Raw genomic sequence first — 26,325 nt, 5'->3', positions numbered from 1 at the left:
CAGGCGGTTATTCAATGGCGGCTGACGGTGGATGAACGATACAGGGAAGTATTTACTTTATGAGTGGCGCCAATGATTCAATGGCCGAGGATTTTGTCAGTTTCCTGAATGTGTTCAAGTTGAAAGACCTTGAACATGCCTTGGCGGCCTACCAGGGCACCGATCAATATGATGCCGTGTTGCGTTATTACACCGGTTGCATCGCTTCGCTGGACAGCCCGCAGATGCTCGAGCCCTTGGGGTTGCTCAAGCAGGCGCTGGGCGCGTTGGGCGGCAACCGTCGCCAGCGCCGGGCCTCGGAGCCGTCGCCGCCGGCGAGCGCGGAAGAAAACCTCGGCAGCCTGACGCACATCTACCGCCGTGTGGAAGGGTTCGAGGCGCGCCTGCACAGCAGCCTGGAACAATTGAAACAGCCCGCCACCGAGGTGCCGAAGCACCTGCATTTTGCCTGGCTGGGGGGCGGCGTCGGTGCCATCCAGCGCGACTACATCAACCTCTGGCAGCAGGTGATGGCGCCCCAGGGGCACTCGCTCAGGCTCTGGTACGACAGCGATGCATTGCTGGCTTATGAAACCAACCGGATCATCGTCGAAGCAGCCAAGGCCCATGCCATGCTCGATGGTGGGGACGTCATTACCGATGCGATCGAACTGGGTGATCGCTATGAAGAACGCGCCATCGTCCTCAAGCAGCAGATGTACGCACATATCACCCAAGCGGTGGCAAAGGGCACCAGCGCCGACGCTGCGCGCATCGATTTGCTGGTTCGCGCCTATGGCCAGGATGAAGCACGACTGCGTGCCTTGAAGCGGGCCAATCAACAGAGTGTCGCGGCTTTGGGCGAAAGCGGCGTGATCTTGCGTGACCTGGGCAGTGGTGAGGTGTCGCTGCAACTGCAAGGGCTCTACCAGCGCGAGATCAGCCTGCGCGGTAATTTCGCGGCAGCGTCCGATATCGTGCGGGTCGAGGCGTTGTTCACCGAAGGGGGGCGATACGCCGACGTCGATAGCCTGCCGCCGCTGCTGGATCAACTCGGCGAGGTGGACATCCGGGCGTTCAAGACCGACGCGCGCCTGGGGGTGTTGCAACTGTTGCTGGATCACAACCCCGAGTGGATGCCGGGCCGCCAGGCCATACGCGATCGCTACACCGGCTATTCCAACCAGATTCCGGCGCAGTACCGTGCCGCACTGGAACGGTTTGCCGCCAGCCGACCCGAGCTCAAGCAGGTGTTCCGTACTCCGCTGGAGCGCCTGGCGCCCCTGGACGGGCTGCGGGCGGTTGCCCAGCGACACACCCTGAGCAATGCGTTCCTGATGGCCCACCCCGGCTCGGCCATGCTCGAAGCGGTGATCGAGCGGTTCCGGCTCAACTATGAAATCGTCGAGGCCACCGCGCGCCTGGCCGATGAACAGAACACCGGCCTGACCGATGTCGAGGGCTTGATCGCACTGGCGACCCAGGTCGCGACACAAGTGTTCGGCCCCTTGCATGAGCTGACGGCGGAAGATGAGTTGGCGGTGTCGCTCCTGGCTCACGCCGCCGCCACCTACTACAGCGATGGTCTCCGCCCGCAGAGCGAGGTGACGATCTACCTCACCGGGCCGGCCGCCATGCGCGACGGCATGACGGACTACGAGCGAGCGAACCTGACCCCGCGAACGGCCCTGGAGTGGCGCAGGCAGATGACCATCGACGCCGCCGACACGGTCAACCTGGCCACCGAGGAAGAGCTGGACCATTCCTGGAAAGAGAACCAGAACGACACCGTGCAATGGCTTGCCGATGAACAACAGCGCTGGCAGGACGGGCGATTCAAGGCCCGCTATCAGGGGGACCTCAAGCAACTGCTGCAGCACCGGACGCTGGAGTTCGACGATGGCTGGCCGCTGGTCGAGGGCCGGCACGTGTTATCGACCGAGTTGTTGCAGCACCTGGCCGATGAGCTGGGCGAGCCGTTCGTGAACAGGCTGAGCCAGGGCTATGACGGCGCGGTGACGTTCAACAAGGCCATCCCCCTTAGCTTCGATGAGCGCCAGGCGATCCGGGCCCAGGACGCGGTTGTATTGCCCCCCGCCTCGTTGGGCGATTCGCAGACCCGCCAGTTGTCCATCGACGAACTGCTGGGGCGGTTTGCCAAAGGAGCTTTCGAATTCGCCCAGTTGAGCCCGCTGCAACGCTTGCAGCTCGGTGCATTGGTGGGGGCCAAATCCCTGGACAACCGCAGCTTCGACGCGCTGCGGCCGCAGGTCGAGAACCTGGCCAACAGCCTCGTCGAACTGGGCACCGCCGGCCGTTACGCGACGATCGAGCGCTTGCTGTACCAGCACCAGGCACCGGCATTTCTCGCCGGGCTGGGCCACCCGGTGGATCCGCCGGCCCATGGTGAAACGGCCTTGGACTTGAAGAAAAACGCCCTGGAGCAACCGATGACGTTGCGCCAGTGGGGCCGCCTGGCGGCACGGATCCAGCAGGTGGCCAAGCTGGAATATCGCGATCGGATCGCCGAGCGCCTGGGCAATGTCCTCGATGTTTTCGACAACGCCGCGATCAAACTCGTGCCCCAGGACCTGCTGCTCCAGGGCTCGGGCGATAGGGTGGGCGGGCGGTGCTACCCGCTGGCCCTGGCCATGGCTGCCGCCCTGACAGAAGGCGCGTCGGCGGCCTATACCTTGCGCGGGCGGTTCTACCTCGGGGTGCTCGAACCCGAGGGCAGCGACTCGGTGACCTTCCTCAACAGCCTGGAGTCCTTGCGCGACGTACAGGTCGGCGACGTCGGCAGCGCCCTGGCGCGTTCGAGCCTGGACGAGGTGGTGCGGATTCTCAAGGCCCGGACCGCCACCAGCACGCTGATGCTCAATTCCGATAACCACGCGATGCTGGTGGCCAAAACCTTCGAGGGCGAGCAAGGCACTTATCACTTCTACGATCCCAATTTTGGCGTGTTCGAGTTCGAGCACCCGGCGCGGTTCGGGCAGGCGTTGAACCGGTTCTTCGTCCAACAGGGCATGGCCGGCCAATACGCGGCCTATGGCGATGCGGCATTGCCGACGTTCGACCTGATCGAGCTGGACGGCGCCCGGGTGTCCAGGCTGGCATTGCCGGGGGCGGTGCGAGTCGTCGACCTGCTGCAACCGGGCGGCTTGCCGGAGCAGTCGAAACCCCCGGTCAGGCAGCGGCTGGCCTCGGCCCGTGGGCAGTCGCTGATGAGCAACCCGCGCCTGGGCAGTTGCCTGTTGGCGCTGGACGGTCACGGCTGGGCGCGGCAGATGGCACAGGTGACGTCCGACCTGCGGCAGGCCAATCGATTGGCGCCCGGGCTGGTGCCGCTGTTCGACACCCTGGAGGTGACGACGGTGGGCGCCTATCGCATGAGTTTCATCGATCCGTCGAGCGCCGAGCACCTGGTGCAGGTCCGCACGGAGGACGCTCGCCTGCCGCGGATCAAACAGTATCTGGCGGAATGTTTTACCTCCCTGGCCAACCGGCCCGCCGTGCCGGTCGATCCCACCGAAGTGGGCGGCGTCCACACCCTGAACGCCGGCTTCGCCGTGCAGGCGCTGATGAACGCGCTGAGGGCCCAGGAAGGGCCCGACCGGCCGCTGTCCCTGGCGGTTCGCCTGCATGCCTATGTCAACTATGCGCAACTGGTGCACGGTAATGTGGCTGACATCGCCGGCCTCGTCGGCCTGGTCCGGCAGGCACTGGCCGAGGATCGGTTGATCGCCGACACCGTGGCGCCTGTGGTCAAGGCCGCCGTGGGCGGCAGCATCAGTGAAGCGACCAGTGGGCTGCTGCAACTGGCGAATGTCGGCTTCGACATCTACCAGTTGGTCACCGCCCAGGACGAGGTGGCCCGTGCCCAGTTCGGCACGCAACTGGCGTTCGACTCCGCCGGGCTGCTGTTGTCGGTGGGGGCTTATGCCGCCGGTGCCACCGCTGGCGCGGTGCTCGGTGGCACCGCCGTCATCCTGGGTGGCCTGGCGGTGGGCGTGGCCGCACTGGCCCAGGGCTTCGCCGGCATTGCCGAAGAGGCCCGGCAGGTCGGGCTGTTTTTCGATGACGTGGCGAAGGCCCATCTCCAGGCCTATCGGTACGAGGCGACCCACCGTGCCTGGCTGCCGCGGGCGTCGCTGATCGTCCAGGCGCTGGACCTGGCGAGCGGCGAACTGAGGCTGGACGGCCCGAAACTGTACCCGCTGCGAGACCATTTCGGTGTGCCGACGTTTGATGCCGATTACGCGCGGGCGATCGACATTCGCCGAGAACTGGCACTGCCGGAGCGCGTCCCGTTCACGGTGCCGGCCGGACAAGCCCTGGTCCTGCCGTGCACGCCGCAAACTTGCTACGGCTATGAATACAAGGCGCTGCCTTTCGCCACGCTGCGCCATGACCTCGGGTTCGATGTGGCGCGGCGCCTGGAGAAAAAGAACGCTGAGGGGCAATGGCTGTTCCTGTTTTCCTTCTATTCGTTTCCCAGCGAGTACATCCTCCATCGCCTGACGGTGCCGGCCTACCGGCCTACGGTGATCGACGTGCTGCTCGACGCCGTCGAGCGCTCGCTGGCGGTGCCGGTCATCCCGCCGGCCTGGCGCGACACCGTGACCTACCGGATCCAGGGGGGCGGCCAGCGGTGCACCGTGGCGCTCAATCCCGGCGTGAGCCTGACCCTCGAGTCGCCAGGGGCCCGCACCTCGAGTTGGGTGCTCGAGGCAGTCTGGGCCGAGGAAAGCGACGTACGCATTGAGCCTTCCGGGAAACTGTTCGTGGGGGGCGTATCGGTCACGTTCTCCGGGGCCGGTCGTCACCAGACGTTGCTGCGACTGCGCAACGACCAGGTGTTCCAGTTTGTGCTGGGCGAGCGTGAACTGGCCTTGGTGGAACAGGACGTGCCGCCGGGCATGGACCGGCAGGCGTTGCAGGCGCACCTCAAGGCCATGGCCCGCGCCCATCGCCTGGTGATGCCGTACACGCAGGTGCGCCATTACCCGATTCCGTTCGAGAAACCCGACGAACCGCGCACCACCACGGCCTGGTACGACGCAGGGCAGGACCGTTTCCTCTACATCCGCGACGAGGATGTGCTGGAGGCCGAGGACGCGTTGCTGGGCGCGGTGGCAGGCGGCTACGCCTGGTTCTACGAGCCGGAGAACTTCCTGATATGGCAGGTCGATGCCGCGACCGGGCTGCTCAGCCACCGGTATCGTTTGCTGGTCAATACCGGCGTGGCCGCCGGCGCCATGCGGATCACCCGCATCGAGGCTGACGCCCAGGGGGTGATTCACGTGGAGCAGCAAATCACCCGCCAGGACCGGGCCAGCGATGTGCTGGTCTATGTGATTCATGACGGGCAACTGGTGCTGAGCTCGATCATCCGCGACCGGGACAACGCGCTGGAAGCGCTGCTCAGCGCCCGTGACACGCTGGCCGACTGGTCGCAGGTGCTCGGCAGCTATCACGCCTTCGCGCCGGACAGCGGTGACCAAGCATTCGTGAATGTCGACTGGCAGCCGGCGGCGTTCGTGTCGGTGTGCTGGAAAATCCGCACCCATTGGCGCGACATGGCCTGGGTGCGCCGCAGCGACCGGTTGATCATCCGTCCCTCGACGAGCCCCGGGCACCGCTATCGCGGTTGGAACGACTCGATCAAGCACATGACCGACATGACCCTGCTCACGCCGGCCGGCGACGATGACGTGTTTGTCATCTACTACGCGCTCGACCAGACGCTGTGCCGCCAGCAGCGCTCGGCGACGGGGCAGCGGTCGCAGGCCTGGATTCAGCCGGAAAACCTCGAACATGTCGTCGCCGTCGAGAGTGGCTACGTGGCGCTGACCTCGCAGGGCCTGTTCTTCAACCTGACGGAACAGGGCCAACTGACGTTGGGCGGTGTCAGCGATGCGTGGCTCAAGGACCACCCGCGTTGGTGGCAGGCCTTGGCGCCGCTGGCCCGGCACTACGCGGCCGAACGCCTGGCCATCGTCGGGTTGCGCAACGCCAGCGGCGACGCGGCGTTGTGCGCCTGGTACCTCGGTGGTCGGCTGGTGCTGGCCGATCTGGGCTCGGGCCGGGAGGTGCGCCTGTTGGGCATGACCCCGGACAGCGAGGCGGCCTGGTTATTCGACGTGGCCAGTGGCGAAGTCCAGCGCCAGAGCTTTATCGACCCGCAGGGCCTGGAGGTCGCGTTTGCCGAAGGGGCGAAGCTGTTGCAGGCGGGCGCGCTGCCCGTGGCAACGCGCGAATGGGCGCCGTGTCAGTTTGCCGGGCTCACCGTCGAGGGAACGGGGTTGCGGGGTGTCACATTCGACGGCGTGGTGATGCGTTTGCGTGACCGGGAGCCGGCGATGATCTGCGGCGTCACCCAGGCCTGGGTCGCCACTCAGGTGGGCGAGCTGTCCGCAAACCTCAGGCGATTGGTGGACGGCCAGCCCCACGCCGCGCTGTTGTCGATCGAGACTGACGACAGCCTGAAGTGGCTGGTGGTTGAAACCGGCCGGATGATCCGCGTGCCGCGGGCCGCGATACCCGAGTCGTTTGCCGTGCTGGGCACTCGTCAGCGGCGCAACGTATTGCTGCACGAAGACAAGGATCGCCGGTTGTTGACCTATCCCGACCGGGCGAGCGCCGGGCCGCTCGATTATGTCCAGCGCAATGCCGAGGTGTTGGTTGTCGAGGGGGCGATGAAGGTCGATGAGGTTTTGCCGCTGTTGCCGGACGATGTCACTACCCTGGTCTTGCGCATGGGGCAGGGGGCGACCGGTTGCCGGTTGACCAAGGCGCTCTGGTTGAAACTCGAGTCAGTCATCCTCGACGGCTGGCATTTGCCGGATACCCCGGCGAAGCGTCCCGTCAGCCTGGTCTGGGAGGTGGATGAGCCGGACAGGCTGATGCTGAGCCTGGTCGAGGAACACCTGGTGATCATTGATCCGGACAGCGGGCACAGCGTGATCCTGCGTGACGCGAACGCTCGCGATGCCTCCGTGCGCAATAACCTGCAACTGGCGTTCGCAGAGGCGCGAAGGTATGCCGTCTCGACGTTGGTGCAGGTATTGCTCGCCTGGCGGGACCCCCAGGGCAGTGCAACGCTCAAGGCCCTGGCCAGCGCCTCGAAGGCGGTGGCCACTCACCCGGTGGATTGATCGCTTGCGCGGGCGCGGCCGTCAGGGGACCAGATAGCCCCTGACGCCGGTGAAGATAATCTGCGCGGCCAACGCACAAACGAACAAGCCCATCAGGCGGCTGACGATTTGCAGGCCCTGGTCGCCGAGGATCCGCTCGATGCGGCTGGACAGGTAAAGCACGACGCCGACGGTGAAACTGGCCAGGGCGATGCTGATGATGGCCATGAGTTTGTCGTCCCAGTGTGGCTGGCTCACGCCCATCACCAGCAGGGCGCCGATGGTGCCGGGGCCGACGGTCAATGGAATGGTCAGCGGGACGATGGTCACGTCCTGCTGGACATTGTCGGTCTGCACCGCCGATTTGCCCTGGGCCATGCCCAGCGCCGAGATGAACAGCACGCTGCCGGCGCCGATACGGAAGGCATCCACGGTGATGCCGAAGACACTGAAGATCACTCGCCCGAACAGGTACAGCAACACGCTGGACACCAACGTCGCGGTCGCGACCTTCCAGGCCAGGCGCCGCTGTTCCTTGCGCGAATAGCCACGCGTCAGGCCGATGAAGCACGAGAGCACGAAGAAGGGGCTGTAGAGCACCAGCATCTTCAGGTAAACGCTGAACAGCACGTGGAGCATGGTCGAGGCTCAGGCGAAGGGAGACGACGCGAGTCTAACAGGCGTTTTGCCGTCTGTCGGCTCAGGTCGTCTGCGCCGTGCGGTTCTGCTGGTCGCGCTGGGCCACCCAGTGCTCGATCAACTCGCGCAACTGCGACAGTTCCACCGGCTTGGCCATGTGCCCGTCCATCCCGGCCTGGCGCGCGCGTTCCTTGTGTTCGGCGAGGATGTGCGCGGTGAGCGCCACCACCGGCGTGCGGGTCCGCTGGTTGCCGACTTCCCAGGCGCGCAGCTGCTGGGTGGCGGAGAACCCGTCGAGGATCGGCATTTCGCAGTCCATCAGGACCAGGTCGTAGCGCTGCGCCTTCATGGCCTTGAGGGCTTCCTCGCCATTGCTGGCGGTGTCGGGTTGCAGGTTGAGCTTGCCGAGCATGCCCCGGATGACCTTGGTGGAAATACTGTTGTCCTCGGCCACCAGGATACGGAAGTCGCTGGGTACGATCACCGGCGCGGTAGGGCCGGTGTTGGCTGGCGGGTGCGTCGCCTGGCCCCGGTTGCGCTGGTTCAGTTCGTCGGCCAGGGTGGTCTTGAGGGTGTAGCCGGCCACCGGTTTGGCGAGGATGCGCTTGACCCCGCTGTTGCGCGCCACGATCTTGCTCGGTGCGTTGCTGATGCCGGTGAGCATGATCAGCAGGATGTCGTGGTTCAGGCTCGGGTCTTCCTTGATCTTGGCCGCCAGTTGCATGCCGGTCATGCCCGGCATGTTCTGGTCCAGCAGCACCACGTCGAAATAGTCGCGCAGGTGCGCCTTGGTGCGCAGCAACGCCAGGGCTTCCTTGCCCGATGGCACGGCGCTGACGTTCAGGCCCCAGGCGCTGCACTGCTGCACCAGCACCTTGCGGCAGGTGTCGTTGTCGTCGACGATCAGCACCCGGGCCCCTTGCAGCGGGCCGTCGAGGTCGGACGTCGGGTGTTCGAGGCGATCAGGGTCCAGCGGCAAGGTCAGCCACAAGGTGCTGCCCTGGTTGCTGCCGCTTTTGATGCCGAACTCGCCGTGCATCAGGATGATCAACTGGCGCGCGATCACCAGGCCCAGGTTGCCGCCCAGGCGCGTGGCCGAGAGGAAGTTCTTGCTGTGCAATTCGGCGTGCATCAGCGTGTCGCGCTCTTGCGCGTCCATGGGCGAGCCGCTGTCTTGCACTGCAATGCGCAGGCGCGGTTGGTCGCTGCGCTCGTCGAGGGCCACGACGATCAAGACTTCGCCCTCGTCGGTCTTTTTCAAGGCGTTTTCCAACAGGCTCAGCAGCGCCTGGCGCAACCGCGTCGGGTCGCCGCTGATCACGCGCGGCACCTGGGGCTGGATGAAGCTGATCAGCTCGACGTTCTGCTGTTCGGCCTTGGCGCGGAAGATGCTCAGGCAATCCTCGATCAGCGCGTTGAGGTCGAACTGCACGTCATCCAGTTCGATTTGCCCGGATTCGAGGCGGGAGATGTCGAGGATCTCGTTGATCAGGGTCAGCAGCTCGTTACCGGCGCTGTGGATCGTCTGCACGTAGTCGCGCTGCTTGACCGACAGCGGCGTGCCCAGCAGCAGCTCGGTCATGCCGAGCACGCCGTTCATGGGCGTGCGGATCTCGTGGCTGATCTTCGCCAGGAACTCGGCCTTGGCGTTGATCTCGGCGTTGCTGGCCGCCAGGTCGCGGCTGATGCTGAAGCGGCTTTCGTTGATCGAACGCTGGCGCTCGCCCAGGGCGACGCTCATCAACAGGCCGCTGATGCAGATGAAGACCAGCAGGGTGATGATCAGGCCCTGGGGCGGGACTTCCGTGAGCCCTTGCAGCGCCGGGAGGATGATCAGCGTGCCCAGGTTGAAGACCACCATGGCCGCGACGAACAGCCGGGCCGGCCGGTAGCCCTTCTGCCAGTGCCAGGCGCTGACGAACAGCATGCTCAGGCCGGCCAGGGCCACCAGCCCGTAGGTCATGATATTGAGCGGCAGCGTGTTGACGAACAGCAGCAACAGGCTGCACAGCACGGTGAACACGATGTCGCCCAGCAGCAGCCGATTCAACGGATGCGGCCCCAATGGGGCGAAGAACCGGTAGGCGAACATCAGCCCGCAAGGGGCGGTCAGCAGCAAGGCCAGGTAGGCCCCCGGGGTCTGGACCTCCGGCCAGTCCGGCAGCCACGGCCCGGCCAGGTTCAGCAACAGCAACAGGCTGAGCATCAGCAGGCCTTCGCACGCGGCCAGCCACAGGCAACTGCGCGAACGGGTGTAGGCGTACCGGGTGAGGTTATGCAGGATCAGCATGGCGATGCAGCCGAACAGCAAGCCATAGATCAGCGTCTGGTTCTGGTCGGCCGCGGCCAGGACGGCCGGTTGCAGGGTGACGTAGGGGCGCAGCTCATGGCGCGAAGCCAGGCGCAGGTAGACGTCCAGGGGCTTGTCGCTGTGGGGCAGCGCCAGCATGAAATCGCTGCTGGGCACGGGGTGTTCGTTGCGCGGCAGCTCATTGCCGGTGGTTTGTTGGTCCACCAGGGTGTCGCCGTCGAGCACGTAGAGATTGAGGCGCGACAGGTCGGGGGCGAAGACTCGCAGGATCTGTTCGTGCTTGTCGGGGGCCAGGCGGAAGCGCAGCCACAATGCCCCGCCGGCTTCGGCGGCCTTGAGGCGGTCGAGGTCGATGGGACTGAATTGATTGGTGTAGCGGGCAGAGCGGATGTCGCTCAGCTTGAGGTCGCCCTGTTCGTCGAGCAATACCGCCCATCCACTGCCTGGCGCGGCCTGGGCCGGGAGCATGCAGAGCAGTGTCAGCAGGGTGACGGTAAAGCCTATGGCAATCCTGAGCCAGCGCACGGCGAAATCCCTTCGTAGGTTGATGCCAGATTATAACTATGCGCGGCGCCGGAACAGTCCGGCAAGGGCCACAGACCCTTGCCGGACTCAATAGCCGGGTTATTCCAGATTTTCGCCACGCTCGCGGGCAATGGCACGGTAGCCAATGTCCTTGCGGTAGAAGCAACCTTCCCAGTCGATCTCGGCGGCCAGGCGGTAAGCCTGCTGCTGAGCGTCGTCGACACTGGCGCCCATGGCGGTGGCGCACAGGACGCGACCGCCGGCGGTGACCACCTGGCCATCCTTCAGCGCCGTGCCGGCGTGGAAGACCTTGCCTTCCAACCGGGCGGCGGCGTCCAGGCCCTGGATGGCGCTGCCCTTGGCGTAGTCGCCCGGGTAACCGCCGGCGGCCAGCACGACACCCACGCTCGGGCGTGGATCCCACTGGGCTTCGACCTTGTCCAGCGCCTGGGCCAGCGCGGCTTCGACCAGCAGCACCAGGCTCGATTGCAGGCGCAACATCACCGGTTGGGTCTCAGGATCGCCGAAACGGCAGTTGAATTCGATGACTTTTGGGTTACCAGCCTTGTCGATCATCAGGCCGGCATAGAGGAAACCTGTGTAGACATTGCCTTCCTCGGCCATGCCGCGCACGGTCGGCCAGATCACCTGGTCCATGACGCGCTGGTGCACTTGGGCGGTGACCACCGGGGCCGGGGAGTAGGCGCCCATGCCACCGGTGTTCGGGCCGCTGTCGCCATCGCCGACACGCTTGTGGTCCTGGCTGGTGGCCATGGGCAAGACGTTCTTGCCGTCGACCATGACGATGAAGCTGGCTTCCTCGCCGTCGAGGAACTCTTCGATCACCACGCGGGAACCGGCGTCGCCGAAGGCGTTGCCGGCCAACATGTCGCGCACGGCGTCTTCGGCTTCGCCCAGGGTCATGGCAACGATCACACCTTTACCGGCGGCCAGGCCATCGGCCTTGATCACGATCGGCGCGCCTTTCTCGCGCAGGTACGCCAGGGCCGGTTCGATCTCGGTGAAGTTCTGGTAGTCGGCGGTCGGGATCTTGTGACGCGCCAGGAAATCCTTGGTGAACGCTTTGGAGCCTTCCAGCTGGGCGGCGCCCGCGGTCGGGCCGAAGCAGTCCAGGCCGCGAGCGCGGAACAGATCGACCACACCGGCGACCAGTGGCACTTCCGGGCCGACGATGGTCAGCGCTACGTTCTTCTCGGCGAAATCGGCCAGTTGTTCCAGGGCCAGCACGTCGATGGCGACGTTTTCGCACTTGGCTTCGATGGCGGTGCCGGCGTTGCCCGGCGCCACGAACACCTTCTGCACGCGGGGATCCTGGGCCACTTTCCAGGCCAGGGCGTGTTCACGGCCACCGCTGCCAATGATCAAAACATTCATTTCAAAAACCTCGGATGAAGCTGATTCTGTTTTGGAGCCTAAAGCGTTTCACGCCGTAGGAGGTCGCAATGAAGCCGTTAGATGCAAGGCGGAGTCGGCCTCGATGAGCGGAGTTGCCTTTTGGCAATGAGCATCATCGAGGTCGGCTCCAACGCAGCAGATGCCGGCTTCAGTGCGGCCGTTGTCATGTTAGTGACGGAAGTGGCGCATACCAGTAAAGACCATGGCGATGCCGGCTTCATCCGCCGCCGCAATCACTTCGTTGTCTCGCATCGAGCCACCCGGCTGGATTACGGCGGTGATACCGACCTTGGCCGCGTTGTCGATGCCGTCGCGGAACGGGAAGAATGCATCGGAGGCCATGACCGCGCCCTGGACCTGAAGGCCTGCGTGCTCGGCCTTGATCGCGGCGATGCGGGCCGAGTTCACGCGGCTCATCTGGCCGGCGCCGACACCGATGGTCTGGCGGTTCTTGGCGTAGACGATGGCGTTGGACTTGACGTACTTGGCCACTTTCCAGGCGAAGATCAGGTCGTTGATTTCCTGTTCGCTCGGCGCGCGCTGGGTCACGACCTTCAGGTCTGCGCTGCCGATCATGCCGATGTCACGGCTTTGCACCAGCAGGCCGCCGTTGACACGCTTGTAGTCCCAGGCCGGGGCGCGATCCGCCGACCATTGGCCGCAGGCCAGCAGGCGTACGTTGGCCTTGGCGGCCACGATGGCGCGTGCTTGCTCGCTCACCGACGGGGCGATGATCACTTCGACGAACTGGCGCTCGACGATGGCCTTGGCCGTCTCGGCGTCCAGTTCGCGGTTGAAGGCGATGATGCCGCCGAAGGCCGACTCGGTGTCGGTGGCGTAGGCCAGTTCGTAGGCCTGGCGGATGCCGCCCTCGGCGTCCGGGCTCACGGCCACGCCGCACGGGTTGGCGTGCTTGACGATGACGCAGGCGGGCTTGACGAAGCTCTTCACGCATTCCAATGCGGCGTCGGTGTCGGCCACGTTGTTGAACGACAGTTCCTTGCCTTGCAACTGGGTCGCGGTGGCGATGCCGACTTCGGCAGGCTTGGCTTCCACGTAGAACGCCGCGCTCTGGTGCGGGTTCTCGCCGTAGCGCATTTCCTGGGCCTTGATGAACTGGGTGTTGAAGGTGCGCGGGAATTCGCTGCGACCTTCGGTCGAAAGAGTTTCGGCGGCCTGGTTCACGGTGCCCATGTAGTTGGCGATCATGCCGTCGTAGGCGGCGGTGTGTTCAAACGCCTTGAGCATCAGGTCGAAACGCTGGGCGTAGGTCAGGCCACCGGCCTTGAGGTTTTCCAGGACGCTGGCGTAGTCGCTGGCGTTGACGACGATGGCGACGTCCTTGTGGTTCTTGGCCGCCGAGCGGACCATGGTCGGGCCGCCGATGTCGATGTTCTCGATGGCGGTCGGCAGGTCGCAGCCAGGCTTGTTGATGGTGGCTTCGAACGGGTAGAGGTTGACCGCCACCAGGTCGATCGGCTTGATGCCGTGCTCGTTCATGATGGCGTCGTCGATGCCGCGGCGGCCGAGGATCCCGCCGTGGATTTTCGGGTGCAGGGTCTTGACGCGACCGTCCATCATTTCCGCAAAACCGGTGTAGTCCGCGACTTCCACTGCGGCGACGCCGTTGTCCTGCAGCAGCTTGAAGGTCCCGCCGGTGGAAAGAATCTCGACGCCCAGCTGTTGCAGCTCGCGGGCGAATTCGAGGATCCCGGTCTTGTCGGAGACGCTGATCAAGGCGCGGCGGATCGGCAGGCGGGTGGTCTGGTCGGTCATTTCAATTTCCATCACAAGCAAGGGAAGTCAGCAAAAAAGGCGACCGTTTTTTACGCGGGCGCCTTTCTGGTTTGATTGAATGCTTACAGCAGATCGTACTGCTTGAGTTTCTTGCGCAGGGTGCCGCGGTTCAGTCCGAGCAGCTCGCTGGCCTTGGTCTGGTTGCCCTTGACGTAGTTCATCACGCTTTCGAGCAGCGGTGCCTCGACTTCGGAAAGCACCAGGTTATACACATCCGTGACGGCAGCGCCCTCAAGGTGGGCGAAATAATTGTGCAGCGCCTTCTCGACACTTCCGCGAAGGGTCTGGCCTTCTTCGCTGGGCGTGTTCAGGTGCTGTTTCAAATTCACGTTGTCGCTCACGGGTGTTGTTCCACTCACTAAAGTCTCGGTCATCATCGTCATGCGGCCACCCCTTCGTCCCCTGTCAGGCTCTTGTAACGCTCAGCGAAGAAAGCCTGAACGTCGGCGCATTGTGCTTGCGTACCATCCAAACGATTGAAGCGGGCGCGAAACTCCCTGGCGCCCGGCAGGGTTGCGAGATACCAGCCCACATGCTTGCGAGCGATGCGGACGCCCATGACTTCACCGTAGAAGGCATGCAGCGCGGCCAGATGCTCTAGCAGAATACGTTCCACCTCGGACAATTGCGGCGCAGCGAGCTTTTCGCCGGTGCGCAGGAAGTGTTCGATCTCACGAAAAATCCATGGCCGCCCCTGGGCGGCCCGGCCGATCAACAGGCCATCGGCACCGGTCGCGTCCAGCACGTACCGGGCCTTCTCGGGCGAATCGACATCGCCATTGGCAAAGACCGGTATCGACACCGCCTGCTTGATCGCGGCGATGGTGTCGTACTCGGCTTCGCCGGTGTACAGGTCGGCGCGGGTGCGGCCATGCACTGCCAGCGCCGTGATACCTGCCTGTTCGGCGATCTTCGCCACCGTCAGGCCGTTCTTGTTGTCCCGGTCCCACCCGGTACGGATCTTCAGGGTCACCGGCACATCGACTGCGCCGACAACGGCCTGCAGGATCTCGGTCACCAGGGCTTCATCCTTCAACAGCGCGGAACCGGCGGCCTTGTTGCAGACCTTCTTCGCCGGGCAGCCCATGTTGATGTCGATGATCTGCGCGCCCAGCGCCACGTTGGCCCGGGCCGCCTCCGCCAGCATCTGAGCGTCGCCACCGGCGATCTGTACCGAGCGGGGCTCGGGATCGCCTTCGTGGATCATGCGCAGACGCGATTTGCGGGTGTTCCACAAACTCATGTCGCTGGTGACCATTTCCGACACCACCAGGCCGGCACCCAGTCGCTTGCACAGCTGACGAAAGGGCTGGTCGGTGACGCCCGCCATCGGGGCGAGAACCAGGCCGTTCTGCAATGTATATGGGCCGATGCGTACCGCCGACATAGGACTTCCCTGAAGTGGGGCCGGATCATGAGACTTCGAAAAAGGGTTGGCATGATACCCGCTCTCGATGACTGGATAAAGATCGAATTGGATAAAATCTGAACAGCTATTTTGTTATCGCCAGCGGTTTGGTCTGGGTCGGTTGAGTCAGAAAGCTGCCGTCAATCGGCCGGCCCTGGCGCGGCTTCACTCGGGGGAATGGAAGCTCAGGCTGTAGTTCACCGCCTTGGATCCTGGGTCGAGGATGTCCAGCGCGATGTGGATGGGTGTCTGGGGCGGCATTTCGCCGCGGCCTTCGAGATCGCCGCCCAGGTATTCCCCCGGCTTGAAGCGGCGACTGGCGATCAGGTGCCCGTTCAGGTCGGCGAAACGCAGCTCCAGCAGCGGGAACGGCTGGGAGAAGGGCGCGCGATTGTAGATGATCGCGTCCACCACCAGGGCGCCGCTGAACTCCGGATGGCTGCGCACCACCAGGTTGCTGCTCTTGATCTTGGCGATGTCGACCTTGGACGGAACGTCGCAGCCCAGGGTCGGGCAGATTTGCAGGAACCATGGCCGGTACTGGTCCTGGCGGGCCAGTTCCTCGAAGTGATAGGCGATGTACTGGCCACCCAGGGCCGCGGCGGCCAGCAGGATCAGCAAGCCCCACAGCAGGCGTCGTCCCCACGGCGAGCGGCGCTTGCGCCAGTCCAGTTGCAACGGGTCGTCGTCCAGGTCCTGGAGGTCTTCGGCGCGTATGCCGGGCTCCTGGCGTTCGCGCGACTTGCGCAGCGGGACCGGTTGCGCCGGCTCTTCGTCGTGATCGTGATCGTGATCGTCGGTGGCGGACAGGCGCTCGAGGTGTTCCTCGGGCTCGTCGTGCGGCGCCAGGCGCAGGGGGGCGACGGGTTCGTCGTCCGGTTCCAGGGGTTCCAGCGCCAGGGACAGCGACGGTTCGGTGCGCGGCGGCCGGGCCGGCTCGTGGGGTTCGAAAGGCTCGGCAGGCGTCAGGAGCACGGCTTCGGCGCGCTCGTCGGGCGGATCGCTGTACAGGCTGTCGGACCAGTCGGCCTGTTCGTCGGCCAGCGGTTCGCGCTGCGCGCTCAGGTTGTCTTCGCGACGGCGTCCGGCGGTGCCCGGCGCCCGATTGTCGCGCCGCTCCAGGCGCGCCAGTTCCTTGTCCAGGTCATCGAGGTCGAGCTCGGCGGCGGTCCATTGTTTCTGGCTGATGGCTCGCGGCGGCGCTTCGGCGGCCGGCCTGGCGACCGGCACCAGGGGCGGCGCGGCTTCCCGGGCGGCCCGCTGTTCGAGCAACTGGCGAGCGGCATTGAACACTTGCAGGCACGAGCCACAGCGAACCACCCCGCGGGCCACGCTCAGTTGAGCATGGTTGACGCGAAAGCTGGTGTGGCAATGCGGACACTGGGTGACGAAGCTGTCAGTCATGCGGCAATCCGGTTGATACAGGCGGCCATTCTAGCGCCGACGTCCGGTGATGCGCACCCAGCCATCGCGATTGGCGATCGGGTCGAGGTCGAAGTCCTCGGCATAGGCGGCAGCGACTTCTTCGCCCTGTTCGGCGAGGATGCCCGACAGTGCCAGGCGTCCGCCCGGCTTGACCAGGCTCGACAGTTGCGGCGCCAGGGAGACCAGCGGTCCGGCCAGGATATTGGCCACCAGCACGTCGGCCTGCGCTGGCGGCAGGTCTTGCGGCAGGTACAGCGGGAACCGTTCTTCGGCAATGTGGTTGCGCCCGGCGTTGTCGCGGGACGCTTCCAGGGCCTGGACGTCGATGTCGGTACCGACCGCCTCACGGGCGCCCAGCAGCAGCGCGGCAATGGCCAGGATCCCCGAGCCGCAGCCGAAGTCGAGCACGTCGCAGCCCTTGAGGTCCTGGCCGTCGAGCCATTCCAGGCACAGCGCGGTGGTTGGGTGGGTGCCGGTACCGAACGCCAGGCCCGGGTCCAGCAGCAGGTTGACGGCGTCCGGTTGCGGCGCGGCATGCCAGCTGGGCACGATCCACAGGCGCTGGCCGAAGCGCATCGGCTGGAAGTTGTCCATCCAGCTGCGTTCCCAGTCCTGGTCCTCGATCACTTCGCTGTGATGCTCGGGCAACGGGCTGCCGGTCAGCAGTTCGAGGTGGGCCAGCACGCTGGCCGCCTCGGTGCCGCCTTCGAACAACGCCAGCAGGTGGGTGTGCGACCACAGCGGCGTGGTGTTGAGTTCCGGCTCGAAGATCGGCTGGTCTTCGGCGTCCATGAAGGTTACCGATACGGCGCCTACTTCGAGAAACGCGTCTTCGTAGGTTTCGGCTTGTTCCGGGCTGATGGCCAGGCGTACTTGCAGCCAAGGCATGGCGGGCACCTTTGGAAAAAAAATACAGGGGGCAGCGTGGGGCTGCAAAGGCGCGCAGTGTACGCCAGGTCGCCCCCAAAGTGGATAAGCGAGTCGAGCAGCGTCGGGTGGGTGTTTCGATATATATATGTATGCCCTGGGCGTCGGGTGCGGCGGATAAGGTGCCGGTCCACACAACAGGGAGGTCTGTGATGGACAACACCGCCAAGCGACAAAACACTGTGATCGGCGCGGGGCCGCTTTCTTCCCCGCCAGAGGCGGCGGCTCATGTCGTGCTGGAAAGACTGGCTCAATGGCAGGCCGTCATCGAGGCGCGACTGCAAGCCCGGATGGGCGTGCTGGACGTGCTGGAAGAGTACCTGCTGGTGCAACTGCGCACCCACTATCACGACGGCAACATCGACCCGCATTTCATCGACACCCTGATCGACACGGTGCTGCGACGGATGATCGAGGTGGTGCCCGTGGCCCCGGACGATGAGGCCGAGGCGCCGTACCGCTGGCCGGGTGGGGCCGACCGAGGATTTTCGGCCGAGCGCCAGGAACGGATCGCGCAAGTGATAGAGAGCGTCGCGTCGAGTTTCATCGCGCACTATCGGGATTATCTGCGCCGGCATTGGTCAATGGTCGGGGGCGATGAGCCCTTGGTGGCGGCGGTCAGGCAGCGGCTCGAGGGGCACCTGAGCGACGTCGAGGCGCTGTTGCAACCGCAGCCGTTGGCTGTCCTTGGCGTCGAAGCGTTGCGCGAAAGGCTCGAAGTGTTCGAGCAGGACTGGCGCCGGTTCGGCGAGCTGGCCGGGTTGGCGAGCGCCACGCAGCGTCAGCCGCTCGAGGCGCTCGCGCGTGCGCAACTGCCGGAGTGGTTGCGCGGGCTGGGCGAGGACGAGCGTCAGCGACTGGAGGCGCTTGAGGAGCAGACCTCCCAGGCCGAGGCGCTGGTGGATGGCTTGCTCGATGAACTGGGTTCGTTGCAAGCCTTCGCCCGGCGACTGGCCAAGGATTACGTCAGGCGTGAACTGGATATGACGGTCGAACCCGACAGCATTCGCGTGCAGGTGCAATGGCGAAGCGTGATGGGCCAGCCGGTGCGCGTCCACAGTCTCAGTCAACTGCTGGCGTCGGGTCCGATCAGGCCGGACGCCCTCACGGTGTTCCTGGTGGAGAACGGCGCGATGCTGCGCAACCAGGCGCTGACGCCGTCGTTCATCAGCCAGTTGCTGGCGGACGTCGATGCACCTGCCGGGTATCGGCAAGCGCTGGTGGAGCGCCATGGACGAAGGGACCTGCAGGACGCTTTGTTCGATTGGGTCCTGGCGCGGCTGCAGCAAAGTGCGTTCGTTGCCCGCTGTGCCGGTCATTTGCAGGTGGCCAGCCATGAAGCGGTCCAGGCCCTGTGGGGCCGCGAGACCGGCCCCCTGCGGGCGAGTGGCCTGGTGCTGCCCAATGCCTTGCGGTGTGACGATGTGCTCTTGTTTCATCGTCAGGACCTGCAAGGCGATGTGCTGTTGTACGCCCCCGGAAAACCGGACGGCCAGGAGTGGATCGAGCTGCCTTCGCTGTGGGCCGTGAGCGTCGAGGTGGGGGCGTGGACGCGCGACGAGGCCGGCCGAGAGTACCTGTTGCAGAGGATCTCCCCGACGGATCGGGACGCGGCCCGCGAGTATTTCAGCCGCGTGATGGACAAGCCGACGGTCTGGGATTCAAGCCGCGACCCCAGGCGGGCGGTGAGCGGTCTCAGCGAATGCCTGCAAGACAGCGTCGCCAGGGGCGTGGACAACCACCTGGCCCAGGTGGAGCAGGACGAGTCGCCCCGTTGGTACGCGGCGATGTCGCTCGATTCCCGGCGCAACCTCAGCAGCTTGAACCAGGAGTTGCGGGTTCATCAGCGCGTGTTCATCGAGCAGATGGCCGGCTACGAAGTCTTCATGGACTTCGCCAAGCGGGTCGTCACCCAGGCGATTGCCCCGTACATGCGCAGCAAGGGCGTGCAGGCGCCGGTCGATCCGGCCACGGTGCTGATCGACTACAGGCCTGGGCTGACAGGCGCGACGATAACCGCCAGTCTGCTGGACCTGGCCATCTACGGGTATGACGACAACGGCGGAATCGACGACCCTCGAAAAGGCGTGCGCTCATCGGTCGGCCAGGACCTGCGGCAAGTGCGCAGCGCGGACCTGGCGGTTTACCTGCGTGGGGCGTATGTGGGGGAGCACTATGGGCGGGACACCCGCGCCCGGTTTCTCGATACCGAGGCGGCGCAATACACCGCCCGCCGCATGGCCTACCGCAATTTGCTGCTGACCCGAATGGATCGCGACCTGCGTGTCGCCATGGGACAGTCCCAGTTGAATGCCGAGCAATTCTGGTGGCTCACCCGGCAGGTCACTCGGCTGGGCGAGCCGGCGCCGGCAGTCGGTCCGGGGTATTCGGGGGCCGCCGTGCAGCAGGAGGGGATGATCCGGTTTACCCTCGGCGGGCAGGTCGTGATCGGCGTGTATGTGTTCGCCTATTTCCAGCCAAGGGGCGTGTATTGGCTGTACACGCCGGATTCTGCGGACGGTATCGCGTTCCGTCGTTACCAGGATTTCTCCGGTGCCGTCGTTGCCCGCCTGCACGATTACCTGCTGGAGCGGGTTGCCCTCGGCGCCCGCGCTGCGGTCAGGCGCACCCTGGTGGCGTTGGCGGCGGGCACCGTGAGCGTGGATACATTGCGCGAGTTCAATCGGGTAAGCGATGTTCGGACGGAGTTCGATGCCTGCATCGAGCGTGCTGTCGCCGATGTGGAAGCGGTCACCCGCAGTCGCGCCGAGGTGATCCGGCAACAGGTCATCAAGGGATTACTGTTCGTGTCGGCGCCTATGTGCCTGGTGTACCCACCTTTGGGCTTGCTGTTGGATGCAGTCGTGATCGCCAGCAGCGTCAAGCAGGCAGCCGAGTCTCACGGGAAAGGGGATACGGAACGGGCGTTGGGCCATTGGTTGATGGCCTCCTGGGGCGCCTTGTTCGCCGCCTTGGGCGTTACAACCCTGGTGGCATTGCTGGGGCGGGCGGCCAGCAGCCTCCAGCGGGTGGTCAGGCCGCTGTCACTGTCCGCCCAGCGCCTGGCGGGCTTGCCCCCGCGGATGGCCAGGGACGCCGGGCCGGTGCTCCAGCCCATCCGCTTCAAGCCGAAACAGGCGGTGGGCAAGGCCCCTGACCACCTGGAGTACGTGACCAAGGAGGGAATTTTCAACGGGACCTATCGCAGTCCGGCCAGCGCCTCGCAGCCGCGCAGCCTCTACTACGTGCGCCACCAGGGTCGGTACTACCAGGTGAAGGAAAATACCTATTTCGGCGGTTTGTGCCTGGTGGACGCCCGCCGCCCCGGCGCCTTGTACAACGTGCCCATCCGACGGCTGGGGAACGGTAAATGGGTACGTAACGAAGTCGGCCTGCGTGGGGGTAATGATGAGGTGCTTGTCCTCGGGCACGTGAGGGATTTGCGCGAGGCGTTTCCCGGTCATGTCTTCCCGGATGTCTCAAGGGGGGCGTTGCAGGGCGAGGCGCTGGTGGCGCGCTACAGCGAGGCGGTCGCGGACAATTATCTGTTCTCGTTGAACGCGCAGACCTGCGTGATCGCGGCGTTGTACAGCCCGGCCACCCGGACCGGAGCCGTCATTCACTTCGATCACAACATCCGCGCGCTGATCGAGCGCAGCCTGCGGGACGTCATGCAGCGCCTGGGCACGACGGCGCAAGAGGTTCGTGCCACCCTGGTGGGCGGGGATTGGCTGACCGGCACTGACATTGGCGGGCGGGTCCGGTCGGCGATGCGGCGCGAAGGCCTGCAACCGACGTGGGATCACTGGTCGTACTCGTCCTGTTTTGGCAACACTTACGGTCTGGCGCTGGACCTGCGCAATGGCGTGACATCGGTCTTCAAGACCTCGCGCGGCCAGGTCGAGCGTTACTACATCCCGGTGCTGGCGCGGGCGAAGAAGAGCGCCGATCCGGTTTCGGCGCGAGCCCGCGGGTTCATGCGGCGCGTGCGCAACGAACCCCTGGTCGCCAATCCCAGCGGTGCCATCAGCACGGGGCAGGGGCGGCTGGCGACGCCGGCGGAAGTCGAAGCGCAGGCCTTCGCGACGGTGCTGCTGAGCTGAGCGATCGGCAGGCAAAAAAAGACCCCGGCCAATGGGCCGGGGTCCTTTACATCACTCGAAGCATCAAGCCTGGTGGGCCAGCTTGTGTTCCAGGTAATGGATGTTGACGCCGCCTTCGCAGAAGCCTTCGTCACGGACCAGATCACGGTGCAGCGGGATGTTGGTCTTGATCCCGTCCACCACGATTTCGTCCAGGGCATTGCGCATGCGCGCCATGGCTTCGTCGCGGGTCGCACCGTAGGTGATCAGCTTACCGATCAACGAATCGTAGTTCGGCGGAACGGCATAACCGCTGTACAGGTGCGAGTCGACGCGAACGCCATTGCCGCCCGGGGCGTGGAAATGCTTGACCGTGCCTGGGCTTGGCATGAAGGTTTTCGGGTCTTCGGCGTTGATCCGGCATTCCAGTGCGTGACCGCGGATGACCACGTCATCCTGGGTGAACGACAGCTTGTTGCCGGCGGCAATGCTGAGCATTTCCTTGACGATGTCGATACCGGTGACCATCTCCGAAACCGGGTGCTCCACCTGAACACGGGTGTTCATTTCGATGAAGTAGAAACGACCGTTCTCGTAGAGGAACTCGAAGGTGCCGGCGCCGCGGTAGCCGATGTCGATGCAGGCCTTGACGCAACGTGCCAGGACTTCCTGGCGCGCCTGCTCGTCGATGCCCGGTGCTGGCGCTTCTTCGAGTACCTTCTGGTGACGACGTTGCAGCGAGCAATCGCGGTCGCCCAGGTGGATGGCCTGGCCTTGGCCGTCGGACAACACCTGGACTTCGACGTGGCGTGGGTTGGTGAGGAATTTTTCCAGGTAGACCATCGGGTTGCCGAACGCCGCGCCGGCTTCGGAGCGGGTCAGTTTCGCCGAGGAAATCAGGTCTTCTTCCTTGTGTACCACGCGCATGCCGCGACCGCCGCCGCCGCCAGCGGCCTTGATGATCACCGGGTAGCCCACTTCGCGACCGATGCGCAGAGCGGTTTCTTCGTCTTCAGGCAACGGGCCGTCGGAACCCGGAACGGTCGGTACGCCGGCAGCGATCATGGCGTGCTTGGCCGATACCTTGTCGCCCATCAGGCGGATGGTGTCGGCTTTCGGACCGATGAAGGCAAAACCGGAGTTCTCGACCTGTTCGGCGAAGTCGGCGTTTTCCGCCAGGAAGCCGTAGCCTGGGTGAATGGCGGTGGCGCCGGTCACTTCGGCAGCGGCGATGATCGCCGGGATGTGCAGGTAGGAGTGCGCAGCCGACGCCGGACCGATGCAGACGGATTCGTCTGCCAGGCCCAGGTGCATCAGTTCTTTGTCGGCCTTGGAGTAAACGGCGACGGTCTTGATGCCCATCTCCTTGCAGGCTCGCAGAATCCGCAGGGCGATCTCACCGCGGTTTGCGATCAGGACTTTTTCCAACTTCGCAGTCATCAAAGGCTCTCCGCGGTTCAAACGATGGTGAACAGCGGTTGGTCGTACTCAACCGGCTGGCCGTCTTCGACGAGGATGGACTCGATCACACCGCTGGTTTCAGCTTCGATGTGGTTCATCATCTTCATGGCTTCGACGATGCACAGGGTGTCGCCTTTCTTCACGGTCTGGCCCACTTCAACGAAGGACGGCGAGGTTGGCGAAGACTTGCGGTAGAACGTGCCTACCATGGGCGAACGAGCGACGGTGCCGTTGAGTGCCGGAGCGGCGGCAGCGGCTGGAGCAGCGGCGGTGGCGGCTGCCGGTGCGGCTGGCGCAGGGGCGGCGGCGGGTGCTTGCATCGGTGCCGGGGCATAGAACTGCTGGGCTGGCGTCTTGCTGTGGCGGCTGATGCGTACGGACTCTTCGCCTTCCTTGATCTCCAGCTCGTCGATGCCGGACTCTTCCAGCAATTCGATCAGTTTCTTAACTTTACGGATATCCATGAATCATCAACTCCCAAGGGTCGGTCAGGGGCGTGTAGCTTGTTGTTCAAGCTGCTCCAGGGCAGCCTCCAGGGCCAATCGGTAACCGCTGGCGCCAAGGCCGCAGATCACTCCCACCGCTACATCGGAGAAGTAAGAGTGATGGCGGAAAGGTTCGCGTTTATGCACGTTGGACAAATGCACTTCGATGAATGGGATGCTCACCGCCAGCAGCGCGTCACGTAATGCGACACTTGTGTGTGTAAAAGCTGCTGGATTGATCAGAATGAAGTCCACGCCTTCGCCACGCGCGGCATGGATGCGATCGATCAATTCATATTCGGCATTGCTTTGCAGGTAGAGCAGATGATGGCCGGCGGCGCGGGCCCGCTGCTCCAGGTCCTGGTTGATCTGCGCCAGTGTCACGGCGCCGTAGACGCCAGGTTCGCGGGTGCCAAGCAGGTTCAGGTTGGGTCCGTGCAGGACCAAAAGGGTTGCCATCTGCTGTTCCTTGTTATCCGTGCGCAGGTGTCAGAACCCGGCGACTATGCCGCAAAGCCTTAATGACTGTCCAGTTCTCTGCAATAGCCAGCACGATGACCGATGTTTGCGCGAAATTTATGACCATGCCCCAGGATCCGGTCATCTGCAGCCGGAAAGCCCGCACTGAACCTTGTGGGAGCGGGCTTGCCCGCGAAGGGGTCGGTACATCCAATATTGTCGCAAGCTGACCCAGCGCTTTCGCGGGCAAGCCCGCTCCCACAGTGGGTTGGTGGCGGACGTTAATTCTGGGCCAACCTGAATGATTGTGGGATAGGGGGTTAGACCCGGAATGCTTGCACCGCCGTGTGCAAGCGTCCGCCCAGTACCAGCAGATTGTCGCCTTGTTCCCGGCCCTGGCCGATGCGCAGCAGGTTGTCGCCGCCCAGTTGGTGGATGCGTTCGCTGTGGTCGCGGATTTCGCTGACGGCGCCGCTCTGCTGGGCGGTGACGTCAGCGATGCGCACGGCGGTGTCGGCGATGGTCTGGATGGCGCCGACGATTTCATCCAGCGCACCGTCGGCGGCCTGGGCCTGGTTGGCGGTGGCTTCGGCGTGTTCGACCTGGGCGCGCATGCCGTCCACCGACTGGCGTGCGGCCTGTTGCAAGCGGGCGATCAGGGTCTGGATCTCGGCGGTGGCGCCGGCTGTGCGTTGGGCCAGGGAGCGAACCTCTTCGGCCACCACCGCGAAGCCACGGCCCATTTCTCCGGCGCGGGCCGCTTCGATGGCGGCGTTGAGGGCCAGCAGGTTGGTCTGGTCGGCGATGGAGCGAATCACCGTCAGCACGCCGCCGATGGTGGCCGACTCCTCGGCCAGTTGCTCGATCATTTGCGCGTTGTCCTGCACTTCCCCCACCAGCGCATGCAAACCGGTGAGGCTCAGGCCGATGACTTTCTGTCCTTGTTCCACCGCGTGGCCGGCGCTACGGCTGGCGTCGGCGGCCTGGCTAGCGTCGCCGGCGACTTGCTGGATCGTCGCCTCCAATTCGCTGAGGGAGTCTCGGATCAGCGCCGTGTCGTCGGCCTGGTCCTCGGCGCCGCTGTGCAGCTCGCCGCTCAGTTCCGCCAGGGTCCGGCTGCTGTCGGCCACTTGTTCGGCGTTCACGCGAATGGTGCCCACCAGGTCCACCAGGTAGGCGCGCAGGCGATTGAGCGACGCTTCGATGTCCTGCAGTTCGCGGTTGCTGGCGCCCACCCGGATGTCGCGGCTGAAATCGCCCTCCGCCCAGGTCGACAAAGCGGGCGCCAGGTGGGTCAGGGTCCGGGCGAGACGTCGCTGCAAGGTGTCGATGAGCAACGCGATCAGCAGGATCAGGCCGATCATCACGCCCTGGATCAAGCGCACCTCGCCCTGGATCCGCCCGTGCTGGGCCCGCACCGCAGGCTCCATGGCATCGATGGCCTGCTGCACGTCAGCGGTCTTGAGGTGCGTGGCGTTGCTCAACTCGGTGCGTTTCTGGATCAGTTCCCGAGTGCGCGACAGCTCCGCCGGGTAGCGGCCAAGCAGGCTGTTGAGTTCGCGTTTGAGAGCGATGCCGGCATCTTCGGCGGCGGTTTTTTCCTGGGTCTCCAGGCCCATCAGCGCAGCGAAATCATCGCCGGCGGTTTCGCTGCTGGCCGTCACGCCGAGCAGTGGCAAGCCATCGAGCTGGGCGGCCTGGGTGCGGATGCTCTGCAGTTCCCGTTCGACGTCGGCGGCCATTTCACTGCGACCGCTGCTGACCAGCTTGTCCCGGGTGAGGGACAGCCGGCCCAGATGCTGCGACGCGGCGAACAGCGGTGGCAGGTAGGCGGGCGCGCCTTGGGCGTATCGGGCGAGCTGGTCGAGGTTGGCGCTCAATTCACGTTCGGCCTGGAGCAACAGGGCCTGGGGGTCGCCGGCCAGCTTGCCGGCGCCCAGCAGGTCGGTCTTGCTGAAGCTGTCGAGGTTGGACAGGCTCGGGCGCAGGGTCTGGGCCAGCTCCGGCGGGAACGCATCGAGTTCCTTTTGCAGGGTTTCCAAGGCCTGGGTCGCGGCGCTCAGGCGCAAGGCATCGCCGCTGTTCAGGTACTCCTCGATGTTGCGTGTCACCTCGCCCTGAAACTGCCGCGACAGGCCCAGGTAACGCTCCATCAACAGATAGGGTCGCTCCAGGGCGATCTGCGACCACCACAACGTGGCACCCAGGCCCAGGCACACAGCAACTAAAAGAAGGGTATTGAGATTGGTCAGCAGCTTCAGGCGCATCAAGG

Annotated in this window: 14 protein-coding genes; 2 read left to right on the top strand and 12 right to left on the bottom strand. The window is 64.7% G+C overall.

Features of this window, described 5'->3' with window-relative positions:
- Positions 1-59 precede the first annotated feature (59 nt).
- Complete coding sequence (locus VM99_04930) at positions 60-7,139, top strand: toxin (GenBank protein AKJ97424.1); 7,080 nt, start codon at positions 60-62, stop codon at positions 7,137-7,139.
- A 21-nt stretch (positions 7,140-7,160) separates the two neighbouring features.
- Here the strand turns inward: VM99_04930 and VM99_04925 are convergent, their stop codons facing one another.
- The 8 genes from VM99_04925 to prmA form a co-directional block, all read right to left on the bottom strand.
- The gene (locus VM99_04925; GenBank protein ID AKJ97423.1) at positions 7,161-7,757 is read right to left on the bottom strand and encodes a membrane protein; all 597 of its coding nucleotides are present in this window, start codon (positions 7,755-7,757) and stop codon (positions 7,161-7,163) included.
- 61 nt (positions 7,758-7,818) lie between these two features.
- The gene (locus tag VM99_04920; protein ID AKJ97422.1) at positions 7,819-10,593 is read right to left on the bottom strand and encodes a histidine kinase; all 2,775 of its coding nucleotides are present in this window, start codon (positions 10,591-10,593) and stop codon (positions 7,819-7,821) included.
- 99 nt (positions 10,594-10,692) lie between these two features.
- A complete protein-coding gene (locus tag VM99_04915) occupies positions 10,693-11,988 on the bottom strand; it encodes a phosphoribosylamine--glycine ligase (protein ID AKJ97421.1) in 1,296 nt (431 codons plus the stop codon).
- A gap of 189 nt (positions 11,989-12,177) precedes the next feature.
- A complete protein-coding gene (gene purH, locus VM99_04910) occupies positions 12,178-13,785 on the bottom strand; it encodes a phosphoribosylaminoimidazolecarboxamide formyltransferase (GenBank protein ID AKJ97420.1) in 1,608 nt (535 codons plus the stop codon).
- An 83-nt stretch (positions 13,786-13,868) separates the two neighbouring features.
- The gene (locus VM99_04905; GenBank protein AKJ97419.1) at positions 13,869-14,189 is read right to left on the bottom strand and encodes a Fis family transcriptional regulator; all 321 of its coding nucleotides are present in this window, start codon (positions 14,187-14,189) and stop codon (positions 13,869-13,871) included.
- Entirely contained in the window at positions 14,186-15,193 is a 1,008-nt protein-coding gene (locus VM99_04900; protein ID AKJ97418.1) for a tRNA-dihydrouridine synthase B, read from the bottom strand. Before VM99_04900 ends, VM99_04905 begins: the two co-directional genes overlap by 4 nt.
- A gap of 186 nt (positions 15,194-15,379) precedes the next feature.
- Positions 15,380-16,618 (bottom strand): zinc finger-domain-containing protein, encoded by a 1,239-nt coding sequence (locus tag VM99_04895; protein AKJ97417.1) that lies wholly within the window; start codon positions 16,616-16,618, stop codon positions 15,380-15,382.
- Positions 16,619-16,648: 30 nt separating this feature from the next.
- Entirely contained in the window at positions 16,649-17,527 is an 879-nt protein-coding gene (prmA, locus tag VM99_04890) for a ribosomal protein L11 methyltransferase (GenBank protein AKJ97416.1), read from the bottom strand.
- A 191-nt stretch (positions 17,528-17,718) separates the two neighbouring features.
- Here prmA and VM99_04885 point away from each other — a divergent pair, with 191 nt between their 5' ends.
- Positions 17,719-21,669: a type III effector 1 gene (locus VM99_04885; protein ID AKJ97415.1), complete on the top strand. Its 3,951-nt coding sequence runs from the start codon at positions 17,719-17,721 to the stop codon at positions 21,667-21,669.
- A gap of 63 nt (positions 21,670-21,732) precedes the next feature.
- On the opposite strand, the gene VM99_04880 is transcribed toward VM99_04885, so the two are convergent.
- From VM99_04880 to VM99_04865, 4 genes are all read right to left on the bottom strand, one after another.
- Complete coding sequence (locus VM99_04880; GenBank protein ID AKJ97414.1) at positions 21,733-23,088, bottom strand: acetyl-CoA carboxylase; 1,356 nt, start codon at positions 23,086-23,088, stop codon at positions 21,733-21,735.
- A 17-nt stretch (positions 23,089-23,105) separates the two neighbouring features.
- Entirely contained in the window at positions 23,106-23,573 is a 468-nt protein-coding gene (locus VM99_04875; GenBank protein AKJ97413.1) for an acetyl-CoA carboxylase, read from the bottom strand.
- Positions 23,574-23,597: 24 nt separating this feature from the next.
- The gene (locus VM99_04870) at positions 23,598-24,053 is read right to left on the bottom strand and encodes a 3-dehydroquinate dehydratase (protein ID AKJ97412.1); all 456 of its coding nucleotides are present in this window, start codon (positions 24,051-24,053) and stop codon (positions 23,598-23,600) included.
- Between the two features lie 320 nt (positions 24,054-24,373).
- On the bottom strand, positions 24,374-26,320 hold the full coding sequence (locus VM99_04865; GenBank protein AKJ97411.1) for a chemotaxis protein: 1,947 nt from the start codon (positions 26,318-26,320) through the stop codon (positions 24,374-24,376).
- Between the last annotated feature and the right edge of the window lie 5 nt (positions 26,321-26,325).

Source organism: Pseudomonas chlororaphis, from assembly GCA_001023535.1.
In the GTDB taxonomy this organism is placed as follows: Bacteria; Pseudomonadota; Gammaproteobacteria; order Pseudomonadales; family Pseudomonadaceae; genus Aquipseudomonas; species Aquipseudomonas chlororaphis_E.
Note: the sequence above shows the minus strand (reverse complement) of the source record. Positions and strands in the feature narration are given on the sequence as shown.

Bases quoted from the DNA above. Each gene is read 5' to 3' on its own strand.
- VM99_04895 (AKJ97417.1), bottom strand. From the start codon at position 16,618: ATGACTGACAGCTTCGTCACCCAGTGTCCGCATTGCCACACCAGCTTT.
- VM99_04880 (AKJ97414.1), bottom strand. From the start codon at position 23,088: ATGACTGCGAAGTTGGAAAAAGTCCTGATCGCAAACCGCGGTGAGATC.
- VM99_04870 (AKJ97412.1), bottom strand. From the start codon at position 24,053: ATGGCAACCCTTTTGGTCCTGCACGGACCCAACCTGAACCTGCTTGGC.
- VM99_04900 (AKJ97418.1), bottom strand. From the start codon at position 15,193: ATGTCGGCGGTACGCATCGGCCCATATACATTGCAGAACGGCCTGGTT.
- VM99_04875 (AKJ97413.1), bottom strand. From the start codon at position 23,573: ATGGATATCCGTAAAGTTAAGAAACTGATCGAATTGCTGGAAGAGTCC.
- VM99_04885 (AKJ97415.1), top strand. From the start codon at position 17,719: ATGGACAACACCGCCAAGCGACAAAACACTGTGATCGGCGCGGGGCCG.
- VM99_04925 (AKJ97423.1), bottom strand. From the start codon at position 7,757: ATGCTCCACGTGCTGTTCAGCGTTTACCTGAAGATGCTGGTGCTCTAC.
- VM99_04905 (AKJ97419.1), bottom strand. From the start codon at position 14,189: ATGACGATGATGACCGAGACTTTAGTGAGTGGAACAACACCCGTGAGC.
- prmA (AKJ97416.1), bottom strand. From the start codon at position 17,527: ATGCCTTGGCTGCAAGTACGCCTGGCCATCAGCCCGGAACAAGCCGAA.
- VM99_04865 (AKJ97411.1), bottom strand. From the start codon at position 26,320: ATGCGCCTGAAGCTGCTGACCAATCTCAATACCCTTCTTTTAGTTGCT.
- purH (AKJ97420.1), bottom strand. From the start codon at position 13,785: ATGACCGACCAGACCACCCGCCTGCCGATCCGCCGCGCCTTGATCAGC.
- VM99_04915 (AKJ97421.1), bottom strand. From the start codon at position 11,988: ATGAATGTTTTGATCATTGGCAGCGGTGGCCGTGAACACGCCCTGGCC.
- VM99_04930 (AKJ97424.1), top strand. From the start codon at position 60: ATGAGTGGCGCCAATGATTCAATGGCCGAGGATTTTGTCAGTTTCCTG.